Annotated in this window: 23 protein-coding genes; 6 read left to right on the forward strand and 17 right to left on the reverse strand. The window is 62.4% G+C overall.

Going from position 1 to position 21490, the window contains the following annotated elements:
• Positions 1-46: 46 nt before the first annotated feature.
• From GIW02_RS23690 to GIW02_RS23725, 8 genes are read right to left on the reverse strand one after another with little or no spacing between them, the layout of a single operon-like run.
• Entirely contained in the window at positions 47-1009 is a 963-nt protein-coding gene (locus GIW02_RS23690) for a metal ABC transporter solute-binding protein, Zn/Mn family (protein ID WP_236422108.1), read from the reverse strand.
• Positions 1009-1908 carry a metal ABC transporter permease gene (locus GIW02_RS23695; RefSeq protein ID WP_236417252.1) on the reverse strand — a complete coding sequence of 300 codons (900 nt, stop codon included), beginning with the start codon at positions 1906-1908 and terminating at the stop codon, positions 1009-1011. The genes GIW02_RS23690 and GIW02_RS23695 overlap by 1 nt, the downstream gene beginning before the upstream one ends.
• Positions 1905-2651: a metal ABC transporter ATP-binding protein gene (locus GIW02_RS23700; RefSeq protein ID WP_236417250.1), complete on the reverse strand. Its 747-nt coding sequence runs from the start codon at positions 2649-2651 to the stop codon at positions 1905-1907. Before GIW02_RS23700 ends, GIW02_RS23695 begins: the two co-directional genes overlap by 4 nt.
• On the reverse strand, positions 2648-3568 hold the full coding sequence (locus GIW02_RS23705; RefSeq protein ID WP_236417248.1) for a metal ABC transporter substrate-binding protein: 921 nt from the start codon (positions 3566-3568) through the stop codon (positions 2648-2650). The genes GIW02_RS23700 and GIW02_RS23705 overlap by 4 nt, the downstream gene beginning before the upstream one ends.
• A 19-nt stretch (positions 3569-3587) precedes the next feature.
• Entirely contained in the window at positions 3588-4145 is a 558-nt protein-coding gene (locus tag GIW02_RS23710; RefSeq protein WP_236417246.1) for a DUF6162 family protein, read from the reverse strand.
• A complete protein-coding gene (locus GIW02_RS23715) occupies positions 4142-4471 on the reverse strand; it encodes a hypothetical protein (RefSeq protein WP_236417244.1) in 330 nt (109 codons plus the stop codon). The genes GIW02_RS23710 and GIW02_RS23715 overlap by 4 nt, the downstream gene beginning before the upstream one ends.
• Positions 4468-5004 carry a thiamine pyrophosphate-binding protein gene (locus GIW02_RS23720; RefSeq protein WP_236417242.1) on the reverse strand — a complete coding sequence of 179 codons (537 nt, stop codon included), beginning with the start codon at positions 5002-5004 and terminating at the stop codon, positions 4468-4470. The genes GIW02_RS23715 and GIW02_RS23720 overlap by 4 nt, the downstream gene beginning before the upstream one ends.
• Positions 5001-6203, reverse strand: a complete 1203-nt coding sequence (locus GIW02_RS23725; RefSeq protein WP_236417240.1) for a PepSY-associated TM helix domain-containing protein — start codon at positions 6201-6203, stop codon at positions 5001-5003. The genes GIW02_RS23720 and GIW02_RS23725 overlap by 4 nt, the downstream gene beginning before the upstream one ends.
• A 275-nt stretch (positions 6204-6478) precedes the next feature.
• Here GIW02_RS23725 and leuC point away from each other — a divergent pair, with 275 nt between their 5' ends.
• Both leuC and leuD read left to right on the forward strand, forming a co-directional pair.
• Positions 6479-7897: a 3-isopropylmalate dehydratase large subunit gene (gene leuC, locus GIW02_RS23730; protein WP_236417238.1), complete on the forward strand. Its 1419-nt coding sequence runs from the start codon at positions 6479-6481 to the stop codon at positions 7895-7897.
• Positions 7894-8508 carry a 3-isopropylmalate dehydratase small subunit gene (leuD, locus tag GIW02_RS23735; protein WP_236417236.1) on the forward strand — a complete coding sequence of 205 codons (615 nt, stop codon included), beginning with the start codon at positions 7894-7896 and terminating at the stop codon, positions 8506-8508. The genes leuC and leuD overlap by 4 nt, the downstream gene beginning before the upstream one ends.
• A gap of 128 nt (positions 8509-8636) precedes the next feature.
• Here leuD and GIW02_RS23740 read toward each other — a convergent pair whose 3' ends face one another.
• The 3 genes from GIW02_RS23740 to soxR form a co-directional block, all read right to left on the reverse strand.
• Positions 8637-9551, reverse strand: coding sequence for a LysR substrate-binding domain-containing protein (locus GIW02_RS23740; protein WP_236417258.1), 915 nt, complete (start codon positions 9549-9551; stop codon positions 8637-8639).
• 44 nt (positions 9552-9595) lie between these two features.
• Positions 9596-10471, reverse strand: a complete 876-nt coding sequence (locus tag GIW02_RS23745) for an alpha/beta fold hydrolase (protein ID WP_236422109.1) — start codon at positions 10469-10471, stop codon at positions 9596-9598.
• Between the two features lie 149 nt (positions 10472-10620).
• Positions 10621-11073 carry a redox-sensitive transcriptional activator SoxR gene (gene soxR, locus GIW02_RS23750; RefSeq protein WP_236417233.1) on the reverse strand — a complete coding sequence of 151 codons (453 nt, stop codon included), beginning with the start codon at positions 11071-11073 and terminating at the stop codon, positions 10621-10623.
• 101 nt (positions 11074-11174) lie between these two features.
• Here soxR and GIW02_RS23755 point away from each other — a divergent pair, with 101 nt between their 5' ends.
• A complete protein-coding gene (locus GIW02_RS23755) occupies positions 11175-11540 on the forward strand; it encodes an antibiotic biosynthesis monooxygenase (protein WP_236417230.1) in 366 nt (121 codons plus the stop codon).
• Here GIW02_RS23755 and GIW02_RS23760 read toward each other — a convergent pair.
• From GIW02_RS23760 to msuE, 4 genes are all read right to left on the reverse strand, one after another.
• Complete coding sequence (locus GIW02_RS23760) at positions 11529-12632, reverse strand: sigma-54-dependent transcriptional regulator (RefSeq protein ID WP_236417229.1); 1104 nt, start codon at positions 12630-12632, stop codon at positions 11529-11531. The genes GIW02_RS23755 and GIW02_RS23760 overlap by 12 nt on opposite strands.
• 12 nt (positions 12633-12644) lie before the next feature.
• Complete coding sequence (locus GIW02_RS23765) at positions 12645-13832, reverse strand: acyl-CoA dehydrogenase family protein (protein ID WP_236422110.1); 1188 nt, start codon at positions 13830-13832, stop codon at positions 12645-12647.
• 149 nt (positions 13833-13981) lie between these two features.
• Positions 13982-15124, reverse strand: coding sequence for an FMNH2-dependent alkanesulfonate monooxygenase (ssuD, locus tag GIW02_RS23770; RefSeq protein ID WP_236419904.1), 1143 nt, complete (start codon positions 15122-15124; stop codon positions 13982-13984).
• Between the two features lie 10 nt (positions 15125-15134).
• Positions 15135-15698, reverse strand: a complete 564-nt coding sequence (msuE, locus tag GIW02_RS23775) for an FMN reductase (protein ID WP_101273754.1) — start codon at positions 15696-15698, stop codon at positions 15135-15137.
• Between the two features lie 398 nt (positions 15699-16096).
• On the opposite strand from msuE, the gene GIW02_RS23780 reads away from it, so the two are divergent.
• The 3 genes from GIW02_RS23780 (at position 16097) to GIW02_RS23790 (ending at position 19618) form a co-directional block, all read left to right on the forward strand.
• On the forward strand, positions 16097-16366 hold the full coding sequence (locus GIW02_RS23780) for a hypothetical protein (protein ID WP_236419398.1): 270 nt from the start codon (positions 16097-16099) through the stop codon (positions 16364-16366).
• 233 nt (positions 16367-16599) lie between these two features.
• On the forward strand, positions 16600-17760 hold the full coding sequence (locus tag GIW02_RS23785; RefSeq protein WP_236419396.1) for an aminotransferase class V-fold PLP-dependent enzyme: 1161 nt from the start codon (positions 16600-16602) through the stop codon (positions 17758-17760).
• Positions 17761-17809: 49 nt separating this feature from the next.
• On the forward strand, positions 17810-19618 hold the full coding sequence (locus GIW02_RS23790) for an aminopeptidase P family protein (protein ID WP_236419395.1): 1809 nt from the start codon (positions 17810-17812) through the stop codon (positions 19616-19618).
• A 108-nt stretch (positions 19619-19726) separates the two neighbouring features.
• On the opposite strand, the gene GIW02_RS23795 is transcribed toward GIW02_RS23790, so the two are convergent.
• The gene (locus GIW02_RS23795) at positions 19727-20008 is read right to left on the reverse strand and encodes a hypothetical protein (protein ID WP_101268314.1); all 282 of its coding nucleotides are present in this window, start codon (positions 20006-20008) and stop codon (positions 19727-19729) included.
• A gap of 163 nt (positions 20009-20171) precedes the next feature.
• Positions 20172-21059 (reverse strand): threonine/homoserine exporter RhtA, encoded by an 888-nt coding sequence (gene rhtA, locus GIW02_RS23800; RefSeq protein WP_236419394.1) that lies wholly within the window; start codon positions 21057-21059, stop codon positions 20172-20174.
• Between the last annotated feature and the right edge of the window lie 431 nt (positions 21060-21490).

Raw genomic sequence — 21490 nt, forward strand, 5'->3', positions numbered from 1 at the left:
AGTCTGCTGCGCAGCCCAACGCGGGCAAGCCCGCTCGCCACGGGGGTTAGGGGGTTAGGGTTTTGATCACTTGGTCCACATTGTTTTGTAGCTCGGTGACGGGCTCTGGGCCGTCGACGTTCAGTACCAGCAGTTTCGCATTGCCTGCGGTTATCGCCGCTTTCACCGCCTCACTTGGCTGACGATGGTGCAGCACCACCGCCACGTCGTTGTCCTTCAACTCGGTGGTGAGTTTCTGCAACGCCTCGGGCGTCCAGTCGGCGTCGGGGCGTGCATCGGTGCTCAGCAGTTCCAGATTCAAACTGCTGACCAGATAAGCAAAGTGATCGCTCAAGCTGACCACACTCAGGTTGTCTGCCTTGGCCAGCCGCGCTTCACTGTCGGCGGTGAGCTTGAGCAAGCTTTGCTTGAGGGCGGCCAGGTTGGCGTCGATCTGCGTTTTGGCACTTGGAGCCAGACGACTCAGGTCGGTAGCCAGCACATCGGCCATGCGCCCCATGTTGTTGCTCGACTGCCAGGGCTGGCTGTTCAACCCGTCGGCGATACCGGGCTGTACGGCAATACCAGGCAAGCCACCGTCCACCGGACGGGCGGCGTCGACTTCGACGATACGGATATTGCTGCGTCGCGCTACCGGGTAGAGCGGGTCATCTGCCCACAGTGAGCGCAGGCCGATGGCCGCATCGGCGTCCTGCGCCAAGGTGCTCAGCGCCGCGGCACCGCGACCGGTGAAGTAAGACACCTGCCGCGAGCCCGGCAGGTTGGCCGGTGCGGCGCGTTCAAGCTGCACGTCAGTGCCTTTGAGCAGCACTTCTGCCAGCCCGTAGGTGATCGGCAGCGAGGCCAGCACCTTCACCGGTTTTACGCTTTTGGCTTTGCTCAACCCGGCATGGCCGAGGCCGTTGTTGGCGACGAAATCCCTGGTGTGGAAGCCATCGACGGCTGCCAGCGCCGACGTGCTGATCAAACAAGCGATGGCCAAGGCCAGTGGACGAAAGACAGGGCGCATTATCCAAGATTCCCTTTGAGGCTGGGCACTGTGCCGCGCGCGATGGCGGCGAAGGCGAAGGCGATGCCGGCTACCAGAATAATCGCGGCGCCGGACGGGATAGGCAGGTCGAAGATGATCGGCAGCAGGATGCCGCACAGGGTGCTGACGGTGGCGATCACCACCGAGATCCAGAAGAAGCCCTTGAGCGACTGGCTCAGCAAGCGTGCCGCTGCGGCCGGAATCACCAGCAGCGCGCCCACCAGGATGGCGCCGATGACCTTGACCGCCGCCACGGTGATCAGCGTGACCAGGATCACGAACAGGTAGTCCAGGGTCTTCACCGCCACGCCGCGCACCGCGGCCAATTGCGGGTTGAAGCTGGCGAGCATGATGCGGTTGTACAGCGGCAGCGCCAGGGCCATCACCAGCGAACCGACCACCGCCAGCACCAGCAGGTCATTGCCGTTGACCGTGAGTACCGAGCCGAACAGCACGTTTTCGAGGATATGCACGTTGATCTTGCCCGCGAGGATCAGCAGCAGGCTGGCCCCCAGCGCCAGGGATACCGACAGGAACACACCGATCAAGGTGTCCGGCGCCAAGCCAGTGCGGTTGCGCAGGTAGTTGAGCAGGATGCCGAACAACAGGCAGTAACCGAACAGGCTGCCATAGGGCCCGGTGTAGGGTTCCCCGAGCAGAATGCCCACTGCCACACCGGTCAGCGCGGCATGGCCAACCGCTTCGGAGAAGAACGCAAAGCGCTTGACCACCACCAGCGTGCCCAGGCCGCCAAGCACCGGGCCGATCAGCAGGCCGGCGAGCAGCGCGTTGACCACAAAACCATAGGCCAGCGCCTCCGGCAAATAACCGGCAGAGGCCCAGCCCTGGACCATCAGGCGAAACGCTTCATAACTCATTGCGCCGGGCTCCGAGGGTGGGTGGAAAACAGGGTCAGCAGGCGATCCGGGGTGAGCGCCTCTTTGGGGGTGGCGTCGAACAGCACGCGGCGGTTCAGCCCGGTCACGCGGTCGGCCAGGCGCCCAACGGCTTCCAGGTCATGCTCGATCCACAGCACGGTGATCCCGGCCAGGCGCCAGTCATTAAGCAGGCGTTCGAACACCTGGATGCCGGCTTCATCGAGGGCCGACATCGGTTCATCCAGCACCAGCAAGTGCGGCGCCGGGATCAGGCCCTGGGCCAGCAGCACGCGCTGGCGCTCACCACCGGACAGCGCGCCCATGCGCCGCTTGCGTTTGTCCTGCATGCCGACCCGTTCCAGGGCCTCGCCAATGGCCGCGGCGTAATGCCTGGACAGGCCCAGAAACGCAGGGCGCCGTTGGCACATGGCGGCCATGAAATCGTCCACGGTCATCGGCAAGCCACGGTCGAACTCCAGGGCTTGCGGCACGTAACCGATGGTGCCGGGTGTGGTCGGCCATTGCAGGCGCAATTGGCCCTGGTGCGGCGTTTGCCCCAACAGGGTCTTGATCAGCGAACTTTTGCCGCCGCCGTTGGGGCCGACCAGCGCATGGATGCTGCCGGGCTGTACCTGGAAGCTCACGTTGTCGAGGATCACGGTACGGCCCAGGGTCAGTGACACCGAGTCGAAGTCGAGGGTCGGGCCGACGCTGGCGACCGTCAGTTGCTCGGCCGCCGTCATGTCCCCGACTCCTGAATCGCGCTGACCACCGTGTTGAGGTTGCCGGTCATTTCCACTTCGTACTTTTCAGCGCTGTATTCGCCGTAGGAAATATGCGACAGCGGGTACAGCTTGACCCCGGACTCGCGCTGGATGGTGTCGACATAGGTGGACGGGAAGTCCATCTCCGAGAAGATCACCTTCACGTCAAGGGCACGCAGCTCGTCGATGGTTTTTTTCAACTGGCTCGGGCTTGGTTCGATGCCGTGGGCCGGTTCGACCACCGCTGTGACTTCCAGGCCGAATTCACGCAGCAGGTAGTCGTAGGCCGCATGCACCGTGGCCACGCGCAGGTCCGGGTTGGGTGCGCTGGTGAGCTTGGCCAGGGCGTCGGCACGCATCTGGCGCAGGCGTTTGCCGTAGGCGCGGGCGTTCTGGGTGTAGGTCTTGGCGTTGTCCGGGTCGAGCTTGCCCAGCTCGCGGGCGATATTGTTGACCTGGGCAATCGAGGCGCTGATCGACAGGAAGGTGTGCGGGTTGACCACCTTGCCGGCACCGCGTGCGGCGTTACCGGTGGCGGCCAGCAACGGCACGTTGGCGTTGGCTTCGATCACCGGGATGTCCGGGCGCTCGCTTGTAGCGATCATGCGGTCGGCGAAATCGTCATGGCCGACGCCATTGAGCACGATCACGTCGAGGGTGCCGATGCGCTTGATGTCTTCGGCGCGCGGCTCGTAGGCATGGGGGTTGAAACCGGCGGGGATCAACGGCACGACTTCGGCCTTGTCGCCGACGATATTCGCCACGTAGCTGTAGTACGGGTGCAGGGTGATGCCGATGCGCAGGCGCTTGGCGGCCTCGGCATTGGCCAGGGGCGCGAGCATCAGGCTCAACAGGCTGACCAGCAACAGGCGCAACAGGGGAGATGAAATAGACATGGGCAATCGGTCTTCTCGTTCAGTGACGGTGCTGGCGGGTGACGCCGGCATCGAATTGCGCGACCACCTGCTGCCAGCCGGCTGCGATCAGCGCCTGGTCAGTGAGGTCGGAGGGGGCAGCGAGGTTGGCTTGGCGGTTGAGCCAGATATCCGGCTCGGCGCCGACACGCATCAGCAGCGAACCGCTGGTGGCCGGTGCCTGGCTCACGCCCAGGTAGGCTGATGGCGCGAGCAGTTGCCAGTGATGGTCGCCACGGCTGACCGAGCTGGCGTCCTGGGCGAAGGGCGCAAAGCCTTCTTCGGCCAGTTGCTCGGGGGTGGGCAGGGCGTTTTGCTCCTCCTGCAGCAGGTGAATTTCATCCAGGGTCACCCGCAGGTCGGCGTAGATGCCTTGCTCCGCAGCGCTGAGATCACGCCGGGCGTCCAACTGGTGGCTGGGCACTGGCGTCACCTCCTGGGATTCGCCGTGCAGGGCTACCACTGTGCCGGCCACCGCGAGGATGATCAGGCACAACAGCAGGACATAGAGGGTTTCATGCCCGGCACCGGCCGGGCGTACAACCTGTGTGGTACTCATTGAGGCTGGATATCCGCTTGGTCGATTTCCACCACGTGACCGGGGCCTGCGTCAAACAGCACATAGAACTCGGCCGAGGGCTTCTTGAAGGTCAGGGTCGAATCCGCCCCCAGCTTGCCGGGCACCAGGATGGTTTCGTCGTAGCCGATCACATCGAGGGTCACACCGGGTGCGCCACTGCCATCGGAGAAGCCGCCTTTGCACTGGATCTGCTCGCCGGGGATTTCCTTGCATTCGCACATCGGGTTGTGGGCCAGCGCAGCCGTACTGAAAGCGCTGCCAAGCAGCAGCACGGCGCAGGCGCGGGTCAGGCGCGTCAAAGTCATGGTTTAACTCCTTGCTTGTTCAGCCAGGCAATGGTGGCAGGCGAGGCCTGGCTCAGCGGGATGGACCCCTGGTGCATGGTGCCGTCCCAGCCTTCCATGGTTACCCACAGTTCGGCATCGACCGGTGTGCGTTCCGGCACCGGCAGGCCTGCGCCCATGCGGTACGGCGTACCGAAGAAGATCACCCCGGCGGCGCGCAGGCTGCGCGGTTTGCCGATACGCAGGTAAGTCGCCTTGACCTGCTGGGCGCAGGTATCGCATAGGGCGGCGTTGAAAAACTTCATCGGGCCGGCCGGGTTCGGGCGCGGGCCTTCGTTGCGGAACTCGGCCAGCTTGAGGCTCCAGGGCCCGACCTGCACATCGCCGGCCACGCGCTCGCCGATGCCGCTGTCACCGCGAAACAGCGCGGCCTCGCTGAAGTACTTGGGCATGAAACCCAGGGGTACCAGCAACAGCAGCACATTGATATGGAAGCGCCATTTCAGCCAAAAGGCCCGCAGCGGCGAAGGCGGTGTAGTGGCAACCTTGCTCATGGGTGGGTCTCCGAGGTTTCAGCCTGCAGGGCCGCAATGGCTGCCGGTGGGCGTTGCGCCTTGGCTTCGCGCTTGAGGGCGTTGAGCGTGGCCAGCGCCGTGCGCTTGGTCCAGATCAGCAGGCCGCTCAGCACCATCATGCTCAGTACCAGGCCGAAGAAGGCCCAGATCAGCTTGATCCAGATGCCGCCAAAGTCACCGGTGTGCAGCGGGCGCATGGACTCGGTGACGAACTCCAGCTTGGAGCGGTCGGACAGCAGGTGCGCCGCGGCCACCTCGCCGTCATAGGGGTTGATTTGCGCGGTCTGGTACATCAATGGGTACCAGCCCCGGCCGCCAATCTGCAGGTGGCTGTAGGCGTTGAGCGGCAGGCTCACGAAACTCGCCTCCAGCCCTGGAATGCGCTGGGTCGCGATGGCGATGGCTTCATCCACGGGAATCATCGGCGCCGGTACGCCAGGCGGCGACATCGGCACTTTCTCCCGGGCGATCACCGGCACTACGGGCTCGGTGGAGATCGAAATCTGGTTGTCGAACAGGATCGCCTGGATCAGGAACCAGGTGCCGGTGATGGAGATCACCGCGATGAACCAGATCGACCAGATGCCACTCAGGCGGTGGAAGTCGCCCCAGAAGATCCGCGCGCCGTGGTGGATACGCAGGGTCGGCCGGAAAAAGCCCTTCCAGAACCGCTTGTACACCACCAGCCCGGTGACCAGTGACGCCAGCAACGGCAGGCCGAGCAGCGACACCAGGTACCAGCCCCAGCTGAAGCCATTGGTGAACGGCACCAGCCACCAGCCGTGGAGGGCGCGGGTGAACTGGCGGAAGTCGAACGAGGGGCTGATGCCCTGGATCGCGCCGGTGTAGGGGTTGACGTAGACCTCCACCGAGCGACCGTCGGGGTAGCTGAGGTCGACGCTGAGGGCAAAGTGCGACTCATCCGGGCGGCTGAGCGATTGCACGATCACCTGGGGCTCGGCGCGCTTGATGGCGCTGATCACCTGGTCGTAGCTCAGGGGTTCGGCATCGTCCGTAGGCTTGCTGGCGCGGATATCCGGGTTGGCCAGCCAGACGATTTCCTGGCTCACCACCGCCAATGTGCCGGTGACGCAGACGATCAGTACAAAAAACCAGATGGGCAACGCCAGCCAGCTATGTACGAGAAACCAGAGTTTGGAGCGTGACTTCTTCGACATGTGAATGAGGGTCTTGATCGGAGGGGGGGCGATGGAGGCCCGGAAAAGGCCAGTCGTAGCTTTTGCTGACGCGACGGGCTGTATCTAAATTAAGACGGATGAGAATGAGAAATCCCTAACCTAGATATGAAAGAAAATGTTTCAGGTTCACATTCAGGGTACTTTCCCCCTTTGATCGAACACGAAACATGGCCTTAGCCATCACCCTGGCGGCATTGATGGCGTTGGGTGGCTGCGTAGGATGGGCGCATGCCGACAAGTGAGCGCCCGTAAAAATGACTGCCAGAACCCTCTACGACAAACACATCGACTCCCACACGGTGTGCGCCCTGGATGACCAGGGCCATGTCCTGCTTTATATAGACCGCCAAGTGATCAACGAATACACCAGCCCCCAGGCGTTCAGTGGCCTGCGCGAGGCCGGGCGTGGTGTTTGGCGCCCGCGCACCGCGCTGGCCGTGGTCGACCACGTAAACCCCACCACCCCCGCGCGCAGTGCTGCGATGCCGGATGCGGGGGGCGCGCGGCAGGTGGCCTACCTGGCGGAAAATTGTCGGGACTTCGGCATCGAACTGCTGGATATCCTCGACCCGCGCCAAGGTATCGAGCACGTGATCGCCCCGGAGCAGGGCTTCATCCTGCCGGGCATGGTGATCGCCGCCGGTGACAGCCACACCACCACCTACGGCGCCCTGGGTGCGTTCGGTTTCGGCATCGGCACCTCGGAAATCGAACACCTGCTGGCCTCCCAGACCCTGGTGTACAAGCGTCTCAAGACCTTGCGCGTGACTGTCGATGGCGCGCTGGCCAACGGTTTGACGTCCAAGGACGTGATCATGGCGCTGATCGGCACGATCGGCGCATCCGGGGCCACGGGCTACGCCATCGAGTTTCGCGGGTCGACCATCGACGCGCTCAGCGTTGAGGCGCGCATGACCATCTGCAACATGGCGGTGGAAGCGGGCGCGCGCGGCGCGTTCATGGCGCCGGACGAAAAAGTCTTCGCCTACCTCAAGGGCAAGCCGCGCGCGCCAACCGGCGCGTTGTGGGAACAGGCGCTGGAGAGCTGGCGCCAGCTGCATTCAGATGTCGACGCGCGGTTTGACCAGGAGGTGCACCTCGACGCCACCGCCCTGCAACCCATGGTCACGTGGGGCACCAGCCCTGACCAGGCCGCGCCCATCGGCGCGCGCGTGCCCGACCCGCAGGACATCAGCGACCTGATCCTGCGCCAGGACATGCGCCGCGCCCTCAACTACATGGGCCTGGACGCCGGCATGGCGCTGAGCGATATCGTCATCAGCCACGCGTTTATCGGCTCCTGCACCAACGCGCGAATCGAGGACCTGCGCGACGCCGCCCGCGTGGTGCGCGGCAAACACGTGGCGCCGCATGTCCGGGCGATGATCGTGCCGGGCTCCACGCAAGTGCGTGACCAGGCCGAAGCCGAAGGGCTGGCGGCGATCTTTCTCGACGCCGGTTTCGAATGGCGTCAGTCGGGCTGCTCGATGTGCCTGGCGATGAACGACGATGTGTTGGCTGCCGGCGACCGCTGTGCGTCCAGCACCAACCGCAATTTCGAAGGCCGTCAGGGTGCCGGTGCACGTACCCATTTGATGAGCCCGGCGATGGTCGCTGCTGCCGCCATCACTGGGCGCCTTACCGATGTCCGCACCTTTGGAGAGCGCCCATGAGCCTGCAACCGTTCACCGTGGTCACTGCCAAGGCCGCGCCGATGCTGGCGGCCAATATCGACACCGACGTGATCATGCCCAAGCAGTTCCTCAAGGGTATCGACCGCAGTGGCCTGGACCGTGGGCTGTTCTTCGACCTGCGTTTTTTGCCCAACGGCGAGCCTGACCCCGACTTCGTGCTGAACCAGCCGGCCTGGCAGGGTGCAGGGTTTATGGTGGTGGGGCCGAACTTCGGCTGCGGGTCCAGCCGCGAACATGCGGTGTGGGGGTTGAAGCAGATGGGCATTCGGGCGTTGATCGGCAGCCGTTTTGCCGGGATTTTCTATGACAACTGCCAGCGTAACGGGGTGTTGTTGATCACCCTCGAAGAGGCCGTGCTGCAGCGGCTTGGGCAGACGATCAGCCAGCCGGAGCACGCGCAGATCAGCGTCGACCTGGCGCAGCAAGAGATTCGCCTGGCGGATGGCCAGGTGATCGCGTTCCAGATCGACACCTTGCGCAAGACCGCGCTGTTGCTGGGCCTGGATGCGATTGGCAGCACCTTGCAGCGCCGCGATGAAATCAAGTCGTTCGAACACCGACACCTTCAAGCGAACCCCTGGCTCAACTGACCCACAGCAAAACAAAATGTGGGAGGGGGGCTTGCCCCCGATAGCGGTGTATCAGCCATGCATTCGGTGACTGACACTGCCTTATCGGGGGCAAGCCCCGTCCCACATTTTTTAATGGGTTTGCAGCGCTAGATCGACAACCCCTTGAAGTGTTCCTGCAAAAACTCCACGCATGCCCTCAATTTCCCTGAATACGCCAACCGTGTCGGGTACACCGCCCACACGTTGGCGCTCTGGGTATAGTCGTGCAGCACCTGCACCAACTTGCCCTGTTCCAGCAGCGGCTTTACGTCCCACATCGAGCGCAGCAGCACGCCGCGCCCATCCAGCGCCCACTGCAGCACAATCTCGCCACTGTTGGAGGACAGCGGCCCGCGAACACGCACGCTTTCCTGGGCGCCATTGCGCGCCAGGTTCCAGATGCCAAAGGTGTTGTCGCGTTCCTTGAGCACCAGGCAGTCGTGCTGCTCCAGATCGCTCAGCTGCTGCGGTGTGCCCCGGCGCTGCAGGTACGCCGGCGCAGCACACAGCACGCGGCGGTTGCTCACCAGGCGCCGGCCGATGTGCTGGCCGGGGATGTCGTCGCCGACGCGGATTTCCAGGTCGAACCCTTCGCTGACGATATCCACCACACGGTCGAACAGGTCCAGGCGGATTTCCAGTTCCGGGTACCGCTCGGCCAGCAACGACAGCGCCGGGGCCACATGGTGACGGCCAAAGCCGAAACTGCTGCACAGGTGCAGGCGCCCACGAGGGCTGTCGTGGGCATCGCAGAGTTCATCGGTGAGGTGCTGGAAGTCTTCCAGGATGCGCACTGCCCAGCGCTGCACCCGTTCACCGTCTTCGGTCAGGGCGATGCGTCGGCTGGTGCGGTGCAGCAGGCGGGTGGCCAGGGTGGTTTCGAGGATCTGGATGCGCTTGCTGACATAGGCCGGCGACAACCCCAGCTCATCGGCCGCCGCGGCAAAGCCGGCCTTGCGGATCACGGTGAGGAACACACGCAGGTCTTCGGGCAGGGGCACGGTGTCTTTCTTGTTGGTCATCAGAAACAGGCGTGGCGGCATGAGCCGCCAGAATAGCACTGGCGTCAGCGCAGGAAAGCCAGGACTTCGCCCAGCAACAACTCGGGCGCTTCTTCGGCAATGTAGTGGCCGGCGGGCAGGGCCTTGCCGCGTACGTCGGCGGCGACTTTCTGCCATTCCTTGAGCGGCTCGAAGCAGCGGCCGACGGTGCCTTGGGCGCCCCACATCACCAGCAGGGGCAGGTGCAGGTGGTTGCCAGCATCGATGTCGGCCTGGTCGTGTTCAAGGTCGATACCGGCGGCGGCCCGGTAATCCTCGCAGATGCCGGTGGCGGCACCCGGCAGTTTCAGGCAGCGCAGGTATTCGGCGAAGGCCTCATCGGTGAACGGCTTGAGCCCGGCGCTGCGGCTGCCCATCACGCTGCGCAGGTACAGCTCGGGGTTGCCCTCGATCAAGGCTTCCGGCAGCGGCGCCGGACGGATCAGGAAAAACCAGTGCCAATAAGCGCGGGCGAAGGCTTCGTCGGTTTGTGCGTACATCGCCAGGGTCGGCGCAATATCCAACACCACCATGCGGTGCACGGCGTGTGGGTGGTCCAGGGCCAGCCGATGAGCCACCCGGGCGCCGCGGTCGTGGGCCAGCAGCGAAAACCGGGTGAAACCCAGCGCCTGCATCAGCTCGACGCCATCGCGGGCCATTTCGCGTTTCGCGTAGTTGCTGTGGTGCTCAGTGGCGGGTGGCTTGCTGCTGTCGCCATAACCGCGCAGGTCGGCGGCAACCACGGTGAAGTGCTCGGCCAGCTGTTCGGCGACTTTGTGCCAGATGACATGGGTTTGCGGGTGCCCGTGCAGCAGGAGCAGACCGGGGCCGGTACCGCCTTTGCGGTAGCTGATGGTCACGCCATTGACGTGGCACTGGTCTTTTTCAAATCCGGCGAACATGGAATGGCTCCTTGTGATGAGTGCCTGCATCCTGGAATCACACGGCGTTCGGGGCAAGGGCGAAAGCGTGGAAGGGCTGTTCATGAAGTGTGTAGGAGCCCGGCCCTGCCAAACCCTACAGATCCAAGGTAGCTGCCGGCGCGCTGCTTTCAGGCAGGGGGCGGGCTGGGTTCCAGCAGTTGGGCCCCCGGCCCTTGCTCACCGAGCTTGTCATCCTGATTGCGCAGGGGGCACGCCTCCAGCGACAAACACCCGCAGCCAATGCAGCCGTTGAGCTTGTCGCGCAGCAGCATCAGTTTGTTGATGCGTTCGTCCAGGTCTTCGCGCCACAACGCCGACAACTGTTCCCAATCTTTGGCGGTAGGCGCGCGGCCATCGGGCAGCGTCTGCAAGGCCTCGCCAATGGTCGCCAGTGGAATCCCCAGGCGTTGGGCGATCTTGATCACCACCACACGCCGCAACACCTCCCGTGGGTAGCGCCGTTGGTTGCCGGCATTGCGATGGCTGCTGATCAGCCCCTTGGTTTCGTAAAAGTGCAGGGCCGTAACGGCCACACCGCTGCGAGCCGCAAGCTGGCCGACGGTGAGTTCCTTGGTGATCATGCAAAAACTCCAGCGCAGTGCTTGACCTTGACTTAACTAGAGGTTTTACCCTGCGTGGCATCGAATCGCAAGATTCTGCCTACAGAGAGAGGGGAGTGTTCATGCAGGTATCAGAAAAGAATCGCAGCTTCACTCAGATGATCGAGTTTCACATCGAACCACGCCAGCAATGCGCGCTGGTGGCCGCCTTGTCGACCCAAAGCGAGCGCCTGGCTGAGGGCCATGGCGGTTTTCTGAGTGCGAGTGTGCAAGTCAGCGATGACGGGCGACGGGTGCTCAACTACCTGCAATGGCAGTCCCGCGAGGACGGCGAGGCGGCTTTCAAGCGCTTCGAGCAGCGGGGCGAGGATTTCTGGACGCTGATCCGCGCCCACCAGGCCACGGCCGTGACCTTCGGTTCATTCCAGGTGCTGCGCAGTTTCGAGCGCAGTCATGACAACGCGTTGCACTGCCGCCTAAATGGATAAATGCAGCATGCGTTCGCCTTGCACGTTTTCCCCGGGGCGGCGTTTGTTCACGGCCAACTCGCCGATCTTGATCAGCCGGGTGCGCGTGACGTTGCGGCTCAGGCCCAGCAGGTTGGCGGTGTGCACCTGGTTGTAATGACTGAAACGGTAGGCCGCGCGTAACAGCGCGTCTTCGACCTTTTCATGCAGGGCGCCGGCCTGCTCTTCGAACAGCTTTTGAAAGGCCCGCTCCAGCAAGGCTTCGGCGCTGTTGTCGATACCGTGCTGGCTGTCGTCCTGACGCTCGATGCGCATGTTCGAGAGGCGCAGGTCGTCGCGCTCGATCACGCCATTTCGGCAGATCAGCAGCGTGTGGTGAATCACGTTTTCCAGCTCGCGGATATTCCCCGGCCAGCTGTAGCTCTTGAGTTTTTGCTCGGCTTCGCGGCTGATGGTGATCGGGCCGTAGCCCAGGCGTTGGCTGTAGGCTTCGATAAAGTGCCGGGTCAGCGGCAGGATATCGCCGGGCCGCTCGCGCAATGGGCTGAGTTCCAGGCTGACGACATCGAGGCGGTAGTAGAGGTCTTCGCGGAAATGCCCGGCATTGATGGCTTTTTCCAGCTGCACGTTGGTTGCGGCAAGTACACGCACATCAATCGGAATGCTCTTGCGTGAACCCAGGCGCACCACTTCGCGCTCCTGTAGGACGCGCAGTAATTTGACCTGGATCGCCATCGGCAAGTCGCCGATCTCGTCGAGGAACAATGTGCCGCCGTCGGCCTCTTCGAACCAGCCGGCCTTGGCGCTGAGGGCGCCGGTAAAGGCGCCTTTTTCATGGCCGAACAGTTCGGCCTCCACCAGGGATTCGGAGAACGCGCCGCAGTTGACTGCCACAAAGGGCCGGTTGCGTCGCGCGCTGAGGTTGTGAATATGGCGCGCCACCAGCTCTTTACCGGTGCCGGTTTCGCCGATGATCAGCACGCTGGCTTCGCTGGGCGCCACTTGCTGGATGTGGTCGAGCAGCGCCTGGGATTTGGGGTCTTCAAAGACCTGGGCCGTGGCGCGTATCGAGGTCGCAAGGGCGGGCGAGGGCGGTAAGGTTAAAAGCTGCATGGGCACCTCTTCTTATGAGTAGAACGTCGGAGTCGGCAGGGCCTGGTTCAACGCCCAGTCCCCCAGTTCGTGAAGCTTGTAATCGAGCGGGTCGTGCAGGGTTTGCGTGCGCAGGTTGCGCCAGTGCCGGTCCAGGCGCAGCGATGCATGGGTGGAGCGCGCGCCGGTGACTTCGAACAGGCGGCTGCACAGGTCCAGGCCTTGGCGGGTGGCGGCGACCTTGGCGGTGGCGATGGCAATCGCCAGTTGGCCGCGTTCGTTTTCGCTGAGGTTGGGGCCCTTGGCCCACGCCTGGTCGAGCAACTCGGCGGCGTGCTCCACCAGCAGGCGCACGCCCTCCAGGGCGACCCAGAACTCACCGTAGTGATGCAGCACGTATGGGTCCTGGTGCACCTCGCTGGCCGAGGATTTGTGCCAGGCCCGGGTTTCGGTGAGCGTGTAGTTGCGTGCTTCCTCGAAGGCGCCCTGGGCAATGCCCAGGAACATATGCGTGAAGGTCAACTGCGCAATCAGCGGGCGCAGGCAGGCGAACGGCGTGCTCAGCGGGCCGGGGTCGAGCAGCAATTCCGACTCCTCGACACGTACCCGCTCGAAGCTGGCGCTGCCGCTGTCGGTCTGGCGCTGGCCGATATTGTTCCAGTCGTTGTGCAGGGTGATGCCGCTGCGACCGCTGGGGATTGCGGCGATCAGCAGCTTGCCGCCGGCACTTTCATCCACGGCCGAGGCAATCAGCATCTCCGAGTCGCTGGCGCCGGAGCAGAAGCTCTTCTTGCCGGAAAACTCACGCCAGCCGCCGAAATCCTTGACCACAGTGCGTGTATCCAACGGGTTGAGGGCGTTGCCCCAGAACCAGTTTTTGCGCGCGGTCTGTTCGAACCAGGGCTGCCATTGGTCTGGCCGTGAGAACAGGCGCACCGTGGCGAGCATCAGGTGGTGGAACCCAAACACATGGGCGATGGAACTGTCGACCTTGGCGAATTCGCGCACGATGCCCAGGGTGTCACTCCAGCGCGCACCAAGGCCGCCGTATTGGGTAGGAATGCTCAGGGCCAGCAGGCCACTCTGGCGCAGGGCGTCGCGTTCGGCTTTGGGGGTGCCGCCGCGCTCGTCGCGTTCGACGGCGCTGAGGGCGAACTCGGCGGCCAGCAGTCTGGCGGTCTGCAAAGGGGATGGCAGGACGCTGTGGGGGGTGGCGGTCACACGGTGTTCCTCAATGTCTATTTGGCAATGAAGGCTGAAGGTGGGAGCGGGTTTGCTCGCGAAGGCGTCAGGTCAGTCAATTGGCTTGTCGCCTCATGCACCGCTTTCGCGAGCAAGCCCGCTCCTACATACAGCCGATTTCACTGCACTCAGGCCTTTGTTGTTGGCAATACATCGTTGGCAATCATTTCGCCAAACGGGCCAGTGAGGTTGGTGATACCGCGCCCGGCGAGGCTGGCGTAGGGTTCCGGCAGCAGCGGGAACACCAGTTCGGCAAAGCGATAGGCTTCTTCCAGGTGCGGGTAGCCGGAGAAGATAAAACTCTCTATCCCCAAATCCGCGTATTCCTTGATGCGTTCGGCCACTTGCTGCGGGTTGCCGACCAGCGCGGTACCGGCCCCGCCACGTACCAGGCCAACACCGGCCCACAGGTTTGGGGCGATTTCCAGGTTGTCGCGGCGCCCGTCGTGCAGGGCGGCCATGCGGCGCTGGCCTTCGGAGTCAAAACGCGAGAAGGATTTTTGCGCGGCGGCGATGGTTTCGTCGCTGATGTGTTCGATCAACTTTTCGGCGGCTTTCCAGGCGTCTTCTTCGGTCTCGCGCACGATCACATGCAAGCGAATGCCGAACTTCACGGTGCGCCCGTGGCGTGCGGCGCGCTCACGCACATCTGCAAGTTTTTCCGCTACAGCGGCCGGTGGCTCGCCCCAGGTCAGATAAACGTCGACCTGCTCGGCGGCCAGGTCGTGGGCGGCGTCGGACGAACCACCGAAATACAGCGGTGGATAAGGCTTCTGCACCGGCGGGTAAAGCGCCTTGGCGTTCTGCACGCGCAAGTGTTTGCCTTCGAAGTCAACCGATTCGCCCTGCAATACACGGCGCCATATTTGTAGGAACTCGTCGGAGACTTCGTAGCGTTCGCTGTGGTCGAGGAAACTGCCGTCGCCTCGGTTTTCGTCGGGGTCGCCACCGGTGACCACATTGATCAGCAGACGGCCATTGGACAGACGATCCAGGGTCGCCGCCATGCGCGCAGACACCGTGGGCGAGATAATCCCCGGGCGGATCGCCACCAGGTAGCGCAGGCGTTCGGTCAGCGGTACCAATGCCGAGGCGATGACCCAGGAGTCTTCGCACGAGCGCCCGGTAGGAATCAACACGCCGTGGTAACCCAGGCTGTCAGCCGCCTGCGCGACTTGCTTGAGGTAATTGAGGGTGACCGGCCGTGCACCTTGGGTGGTGCCCAGGTAATGACCGTCGCCGTGAGTCGGCAGAAACCAGAAAACATCCATGACAAATCCTTTAGGCGATTTTCAGCAGAGAGGGGGAGTGCGCGGCAAACAAAGGGGCCGCGCGTTCTGCCGCAAGGCGTATACGGCCCTTCAAGGGCTCACTGGTTATTTGGTAGTCGGTGAAGTCGGCTTCGGTGGCGTACACCCCGATCGGCAGGGTCAGGGCCTGAAAGAAGCTGAACAGCGGACGCAGTTGGTGATCGAGGACCAGCGCGTGGCGCTCGCTGCCGCCAGTGGCGGCGAGCAGCACCGGGGTGTTGATCAGGGCGTTGAGGCCCACCAGGTCGAACAGGTGCTTGAGCAGGCCAGGGTAGGAACCTCGATAGACCGGTGCGGCGACGATCAGCAGGTCGGCCTGTTCGATGGCCAACAGTTGCGTCTCGACCTCGGCCGGCAACTCATCACGCGACAGCGCACCGCCCAATGGCCGGGCAATGTCGCCCAGCTCGATCAGGGTGGTCTGGATCGGCAGCAGGGTTGCCAGTTCGGCCAGCACCGCTTGGGTCAGCACGAGGGTGCGGGACGGGCGCCAGGTTCCGCCGGAGAGGGCAACGACATTCAGGGGACGGGTCATGAACAGTTCCTTTTTCAACAGTGGTTCATAGCGGGTGTGTTGCAAGGTGTTGAGCAAGAGCTGTACCAACGGCTGCAGGCCTTGATTGGCAGGGGCTGCGAGTTCACTGCTGAAAAATCCGGTGTTGTCTGACTGGTGTTTTGTTGAATGACTGTTGCCCTGGCAACAGTTGCGTGACGAACAGTACTGGTCCGGCAGACGCTAGTTATAGAGGGTTCCTTTTATTCCGTAAATGAACGTATTTCCATATTTATAGATCTAAAATGAATATGTGCGGCTCGCTATCGAAGGTGCCTTGGCGGTTGATAGCAACTATCACAGAGGATGATTTTTCCAGGCGAAGGGGCGGGAGTAGCCTGTGTTCATCGACTTGACACCTCCTTTCCAGGGCCTTCACCATGAACCGACTTCTCGCTGTTACCTTGTTAATCGTCACCTCTGTCCTCGCCGGATGTGCGACCCATCCTTCACCAGAACTGCGCCCTTACACGGCTGAAGAAACCAAGCAGTTGGCCCTGGAATCCCTGAGCCGTCGTGGCTTGTCGTTTGATGAATATCAACAGCAGCGCGCGGCACTGACCGGCCAGCCACAGAAGCCCTTTGGTTTTGATCGCCAGGGCGAAATGAACGCCGAACGCGGCGTGACGTTGCAGGGTCGTCCCAGTTGAGCCTGCGCCCGGCGGCAAAAAGCCCGAGGATTCCGTTGAGGAACCTCGGGCTTTTTGTTTTCCATGGTGCGACTTCAGCCTGTTAAGCTGAATTTCAGGAGCGTTCCTACGCACATTTTCATAAAGTGGTTCTTCTTTAATGGCATTCGATCCGGTAAACCTGACGACCTCTGTTCCGATCGATGCCCCTGAGACGCTGCTCTCGGGAACCTGCTCTGCGAGTCTTAATTGTCATGAATAAACGTCCGCTGTATTTCGACTACGCCGCCACCACCCCCGTGGATGAGCGGGTTATCCAGGTGATGGTCGAGTGTCTGGGCTTCAACGCCAATTTTGGTAACCCTGCCTCCAGCTCCCATGCGTTCGGCCAAGCGGCCCGGCAAACGGTCGAGCAGGCACGCCGCCAGGTGGCTGAGCTGGTCGGCGCCAACCCTGAGCAAATTGTCTGGACCTCCGGTGCCACCGAGTCCAACAACCTGGCCATCAAGGGTGTAGCCCAGGCGCGAGGCGTGGCGGGTGGGCATATCATCACCAGCCAGATCGAACACAAGGCCACGCTGGATACCGCCCGGCAGTTGCAGGAAGCCGGTGTAGCGGTAACTTACCTGGTGCCCGACGCGGACGGCTTGATCAGCGCCGACGCCGTGAGCGAAGCCTTGCGCGAAGACACCTTCCTGGTCTCGCTGATGCTGGTGAATAACGAGCTGGGCACCCTGAACGACATCCCCGCCATCGGCGCCCGTGTACGTGAACACGGCGCGTTATTGCACGTGGATGCGGCGCAGGGCGCGGGCAAGGTGGCTATCGACCTGGCGCAATGGCCGGTAGATCTGATGTCGTTCTCTGCGCACAAATTGTATGGCCCCAAGGGCATCGGCGCGCTGTACGTCGGGCCACGGGCGCAGCAGAAGGTATTGGCGCAGATCCACGGTGGCGGCCACGAAGGCGGCTTGCGCTCCGGCACCCTGGCCACCCACCAGATTGCGGGCATGGGCACGGCGTTCGCCTTGGCCGCCGAGTCGTTTGCCGAAGAGAAGGCCACGATCCTGGCTCTGCGTCAGCGCTTGCTCGACCAGTTGGAAGCGGTCGACGGTGTTCGCCTCAATGGCAGCCCAACCCAGCGCATCCCGCATACCCTCAGCCTGACGTTTGGCAAGGGCGAATTCAACTCAGCCGCACTGAGTGCAGGCATCGCGTTTTCCGCGACCTCAGCGTGCAACTCGGCCAGCAATGCGCCGTCCCATGTGCTGCTTGCCTTGGGCCATGATGCACGCAGCGCCGGGCGTACCATCCGCTTGAGCCTCGGGCGGTTTACCACCGAGCAGGACATCGATCAGGCTGTGCAGTTGATCAAGGCCGCACTCGCCAGCGCGCCGGCGTTCTGGGCGGTCTGATTTTCAGTTTGCAACACATAATAATTATTCGTGGTTAGCAGGAGACACAATGAGTACGCGGCCTTTGACCCATGGAACGGTACCCCAGCGCCTGGCGCATACGCGTGAACTGATGAGCCGCGAGGGCATTCATGCCCTGCTGGTGCCGTCGGCTGACCCGCACTTGTCCGAATATTTGCCAGGTTACTGGCAAGGTCGCCAGTGGCTGTCGGGGTTCCATGGTTCGGTGGGAACGCTGATTGTCACCGCGGATTTCGCCGGTGTCTGGGCGGACAGTCGCTACTGGGAGCAGGCAACCAAAGAGCTCAACGGCAGCGGCATCGAATTGGTGAAACTGCAACCGGGCCAGCCTGGCCCGCTGGAGTGGCTGGCCGAGCAAACACCGGAGGGCGGTGTGGTAGCGGTGGACGGCGCGGTCATGGCCGTGGCCTCGGCGCGCACCCTCGGCAACAAGCTGGCGGACCGTGGCGCGAGCCTGCGTACCGATATCGACCTGCTCAACGAAGTCTGGCAAGACCGCCCGGCCTTGCCGAACCAACCGGTCTATCAACACCTGCCGCCCCAGGCGACGGTCAGCCGCGGGGAGAAGCTCGCCGCACTGCGCGCCAGCTTGAAGGAGAAGGGCGCCGACTGGCACTTCATTGCCACCCTGGATGACATCGCCTGGCTGTTCAACCTGCGCGGCGGTGACGTGTCGTTCAACCCGGTATTCGTGTCCTTTGCGTTGATCAACCAACAGCAGGCCACCTTGTTTGTGGCGCAGAGCAAAGTCGACGCCGAGCTGCGCGCTGTGCTGGAGCAGGATGGTGTCACCCTGCGTGATTACAGCGAAGTGGCCGATGCACTGCGTGCGGTGCCGTCGGGTGCCAGCGTGCAGGTCGACCCGGCGCGTGTGACGGCGGGCCTGCTGGAAAATCTCGATGCCGGGGTCAAGCTGATCGAAGGGCTCAACCCGACCACCCTGGCCAAATCGCGTAAAAGCCTGGCGGACGCGGAGCACATCCGTCAGGCCATGGAGCAGGACGGCGCGGCGCTGTGCGAGTTTTTCGCCTGGCTCGACGGTGCCCTGGGGCGCGAGCGCATCACTGAGCTGACCATCGACGAACACCTGACCGCTGCACGCGCCCGTCGCCCGGGTTATGTATCGCTGAGTTTCAACACCATCGCTGCGTACAACGCCAATGGGGCGATGCCGCATTACCACGCGACCCCGCAAGAGCATGCGCTGATCGAAGGCGACGGCTTGCTGCTGATCGATTCGGGCGGCCAGTACCTGGGTGGCACCACGGACATCACGCGAATGGTGCCCATCGGTACGCCCAGCGAAGAACAGAAACGTGATTGCACCCGAGTGCTCAAGGGCGTCATTGCGTTGTCCCGCGCGCAGTTCCCCAAGGGCATTCTTTCACCGTTGCTGGATTCAATTGCGCGTGCGCCCATCTGGGCTGAAGGCGTGGATTACGGCCACGGTACCGGGCATGGCGTAGGTTATTTCCTTAATGTGCACGAAGGCCCGCAGGTGATCGCTTACCAGGCGGCGGCTGCGCCGCAAACCGCCATGCAACCGGGCATGATCACTTCGATTGAACCGGGCACCTATCGTCCCGGGCGTTGGGGCGTGCGCATCGAGAACCTGGTGTTGAACCGTGAGGCCGGCAAGACGGAGTTTGGCGAGTTCCTCAAGTTTGAAACCCTGACCTTGTGCCCGATCGACACCCGCTGCCTGGAGCCGTCGCTGCTCACGGCGGACGAGCGCGAGTGGTTCAACGCCTACCACGCCGAGGTGCGTGAGCGCTTGAGCCCATTGCTCAGTGGCGCTGGGCTTGAATGGCTGCAGGTGCGTACGGTCGCTATTTGACCGATTGACGGGGTCCGCCGGCAAACACTCGCAGTTTGTCGGCGCCGCCAAGGGCAGAATTTGTATCGGGGATTTAACGTGAGCAGTCGCGGCTGGACTGCTCGAGGATTACTTGCAGATGACGATCATGCTGCGGCTGGTGTAGCCGGCCGGGTTGAGGCCGAAGGGGTAGTCCCCTGGCTCCTCGGAATTGTCACCGGACTTGGCGATCACCCGGTAGCCCTTGGCTCCGCACGAATTGGTTGCACTTGTGTAGCACTGGTCCCAGGAGGACGACAGGCCGGAACAGTTGATATGCAGCCCTTTTTTTCCCCGTTTTACTTCGGTCCTGGTAGTCGCGGCACAGCCAGCAATGGCCAAGACCATTAAAAGTATCAAAATTCGCTTCATTCCTATCCTTAATAGCCGCCTCACATTGCTTGAAGCTGGCTTTACTCGCTCTCGAGTGTAGCGTTCGCGCTGTCCTTGTCGAAAATCTCCATGAATGACATTCGTTTACGGCCTAAACATGGCCTAAATGAGCGCCAAATGCCAGAGCTACATTCAAAGATCTTCAATCGGCCGGGACCAGTGGTGCCGACTCTTTGCGCATCGTCACCGTCGCGCCCACGGACGCAAGAATAATGCAGGTAATGGCCAGCCATTGGGCCAGGGACAGGTGTTCCTGCAGGAATAGCAGCCCGGAAAGCGCGCCGAATGCGGGTTCGATGCTCATCAGGGTGCCGAAGGTGCGCGCCGGAAGGCGGGTCAGTGCGACCATCTCGAGGGTGTAGGGCAGGGCGGTGGACAAAATAGCCACGGCGATGGCAACGGGAATCAGGGCGGGGGTCAGCAAGGCGGCGCCGGCATGCACGATGCCGATGGGCGCTACGAACAGGGCGGCGATCATCACGCCGAGAGCAGCGGTCTGGACGCCGTTGTCATTACCCGCCTTCTGCCCGTACAGAATATAGAGTGCCCAGCAGACCCCTGCGCCCAGCGCGTAGGCCGCGCCCAGCAGGTCGATGCCTGCACTGGCTTGCCCGATGGGGATCAGCAAGAGCAAGCCGACGATCGCGAGGGCAATCCACAGGAAGTCTACTGCGCGCCGCGACGCGTAGATCGCTACGGCGAGCGGTCCGGTGAATTCAAGGGCGACCGCAATGCCCAGCGGGACGCTGCGCAAGGACATATAGAAGAGGAAGTTCATGCCACCCAACGCGATTCCGTAGATGATTACGGTGCGCAGGGACTTGGCTGTCAGCTTGGCGCGCCAAGGGCGTAATAGAAGCAGCATGATCACACTGGCGAAGATCAGGCGTAGTGCGGTCGTGCCCTGTGCGCCAACGATCGGGAACATGCTCTTGGCCAGCGAAGCGCCAGACTGGATGGAGGCCATGGCAATCAACAGCAGGCCGACAGGGAATAATGTCGAGGCCAGGCTGCGAGGGGGGGTGGTCATTGGGGTGTTCGTCCGAGGTCGTAGTAATAGAAGCAGAAGGCGCTATGATGCTTAACTGTTGTGCGTTGAGCAATATATTGCTCAATTCGCTCGGTGTAACTGCTTATATAGAGAAGGTTTGGTGGTTTTCAGACTCTTTGATAGAAAAACCAAATTAAGGGTTGACGGCAGATTCTGGAAGTCTATAATTCGCCCCACTTCCGGCGCAGTCGAAACGGAAAACTCCTTGGTAAACAAAGAGTTATGCAAGATTCGGCAGCGAGTTGCTTGAGTTCATCCAAGCCCAGAAGGAGTTGGTAGGGCAGTGTTGTTTGGCTCTATTAACGTTTCGATCTTCTCGGTCGAAAGCGGAGAAAAAGAGGTGTTGACAGCAGCGTGTAACGCTGTAGAATTCGCCTCCCGCTAACGAGAGATCGGAAGCGCAAGTGGTT

Origin of the sequence: Pseudomonas syringae (assembly GCF_021606685.1) — a bacterium.
GTDB classification, from domain to species: Bacteria; Pseudomonadota; Gammaproteobacteria; order Pseudomonadales; family Pseudomonadaceae; genus Aquipseudomonas; species Aquipseudomonas syringae_R.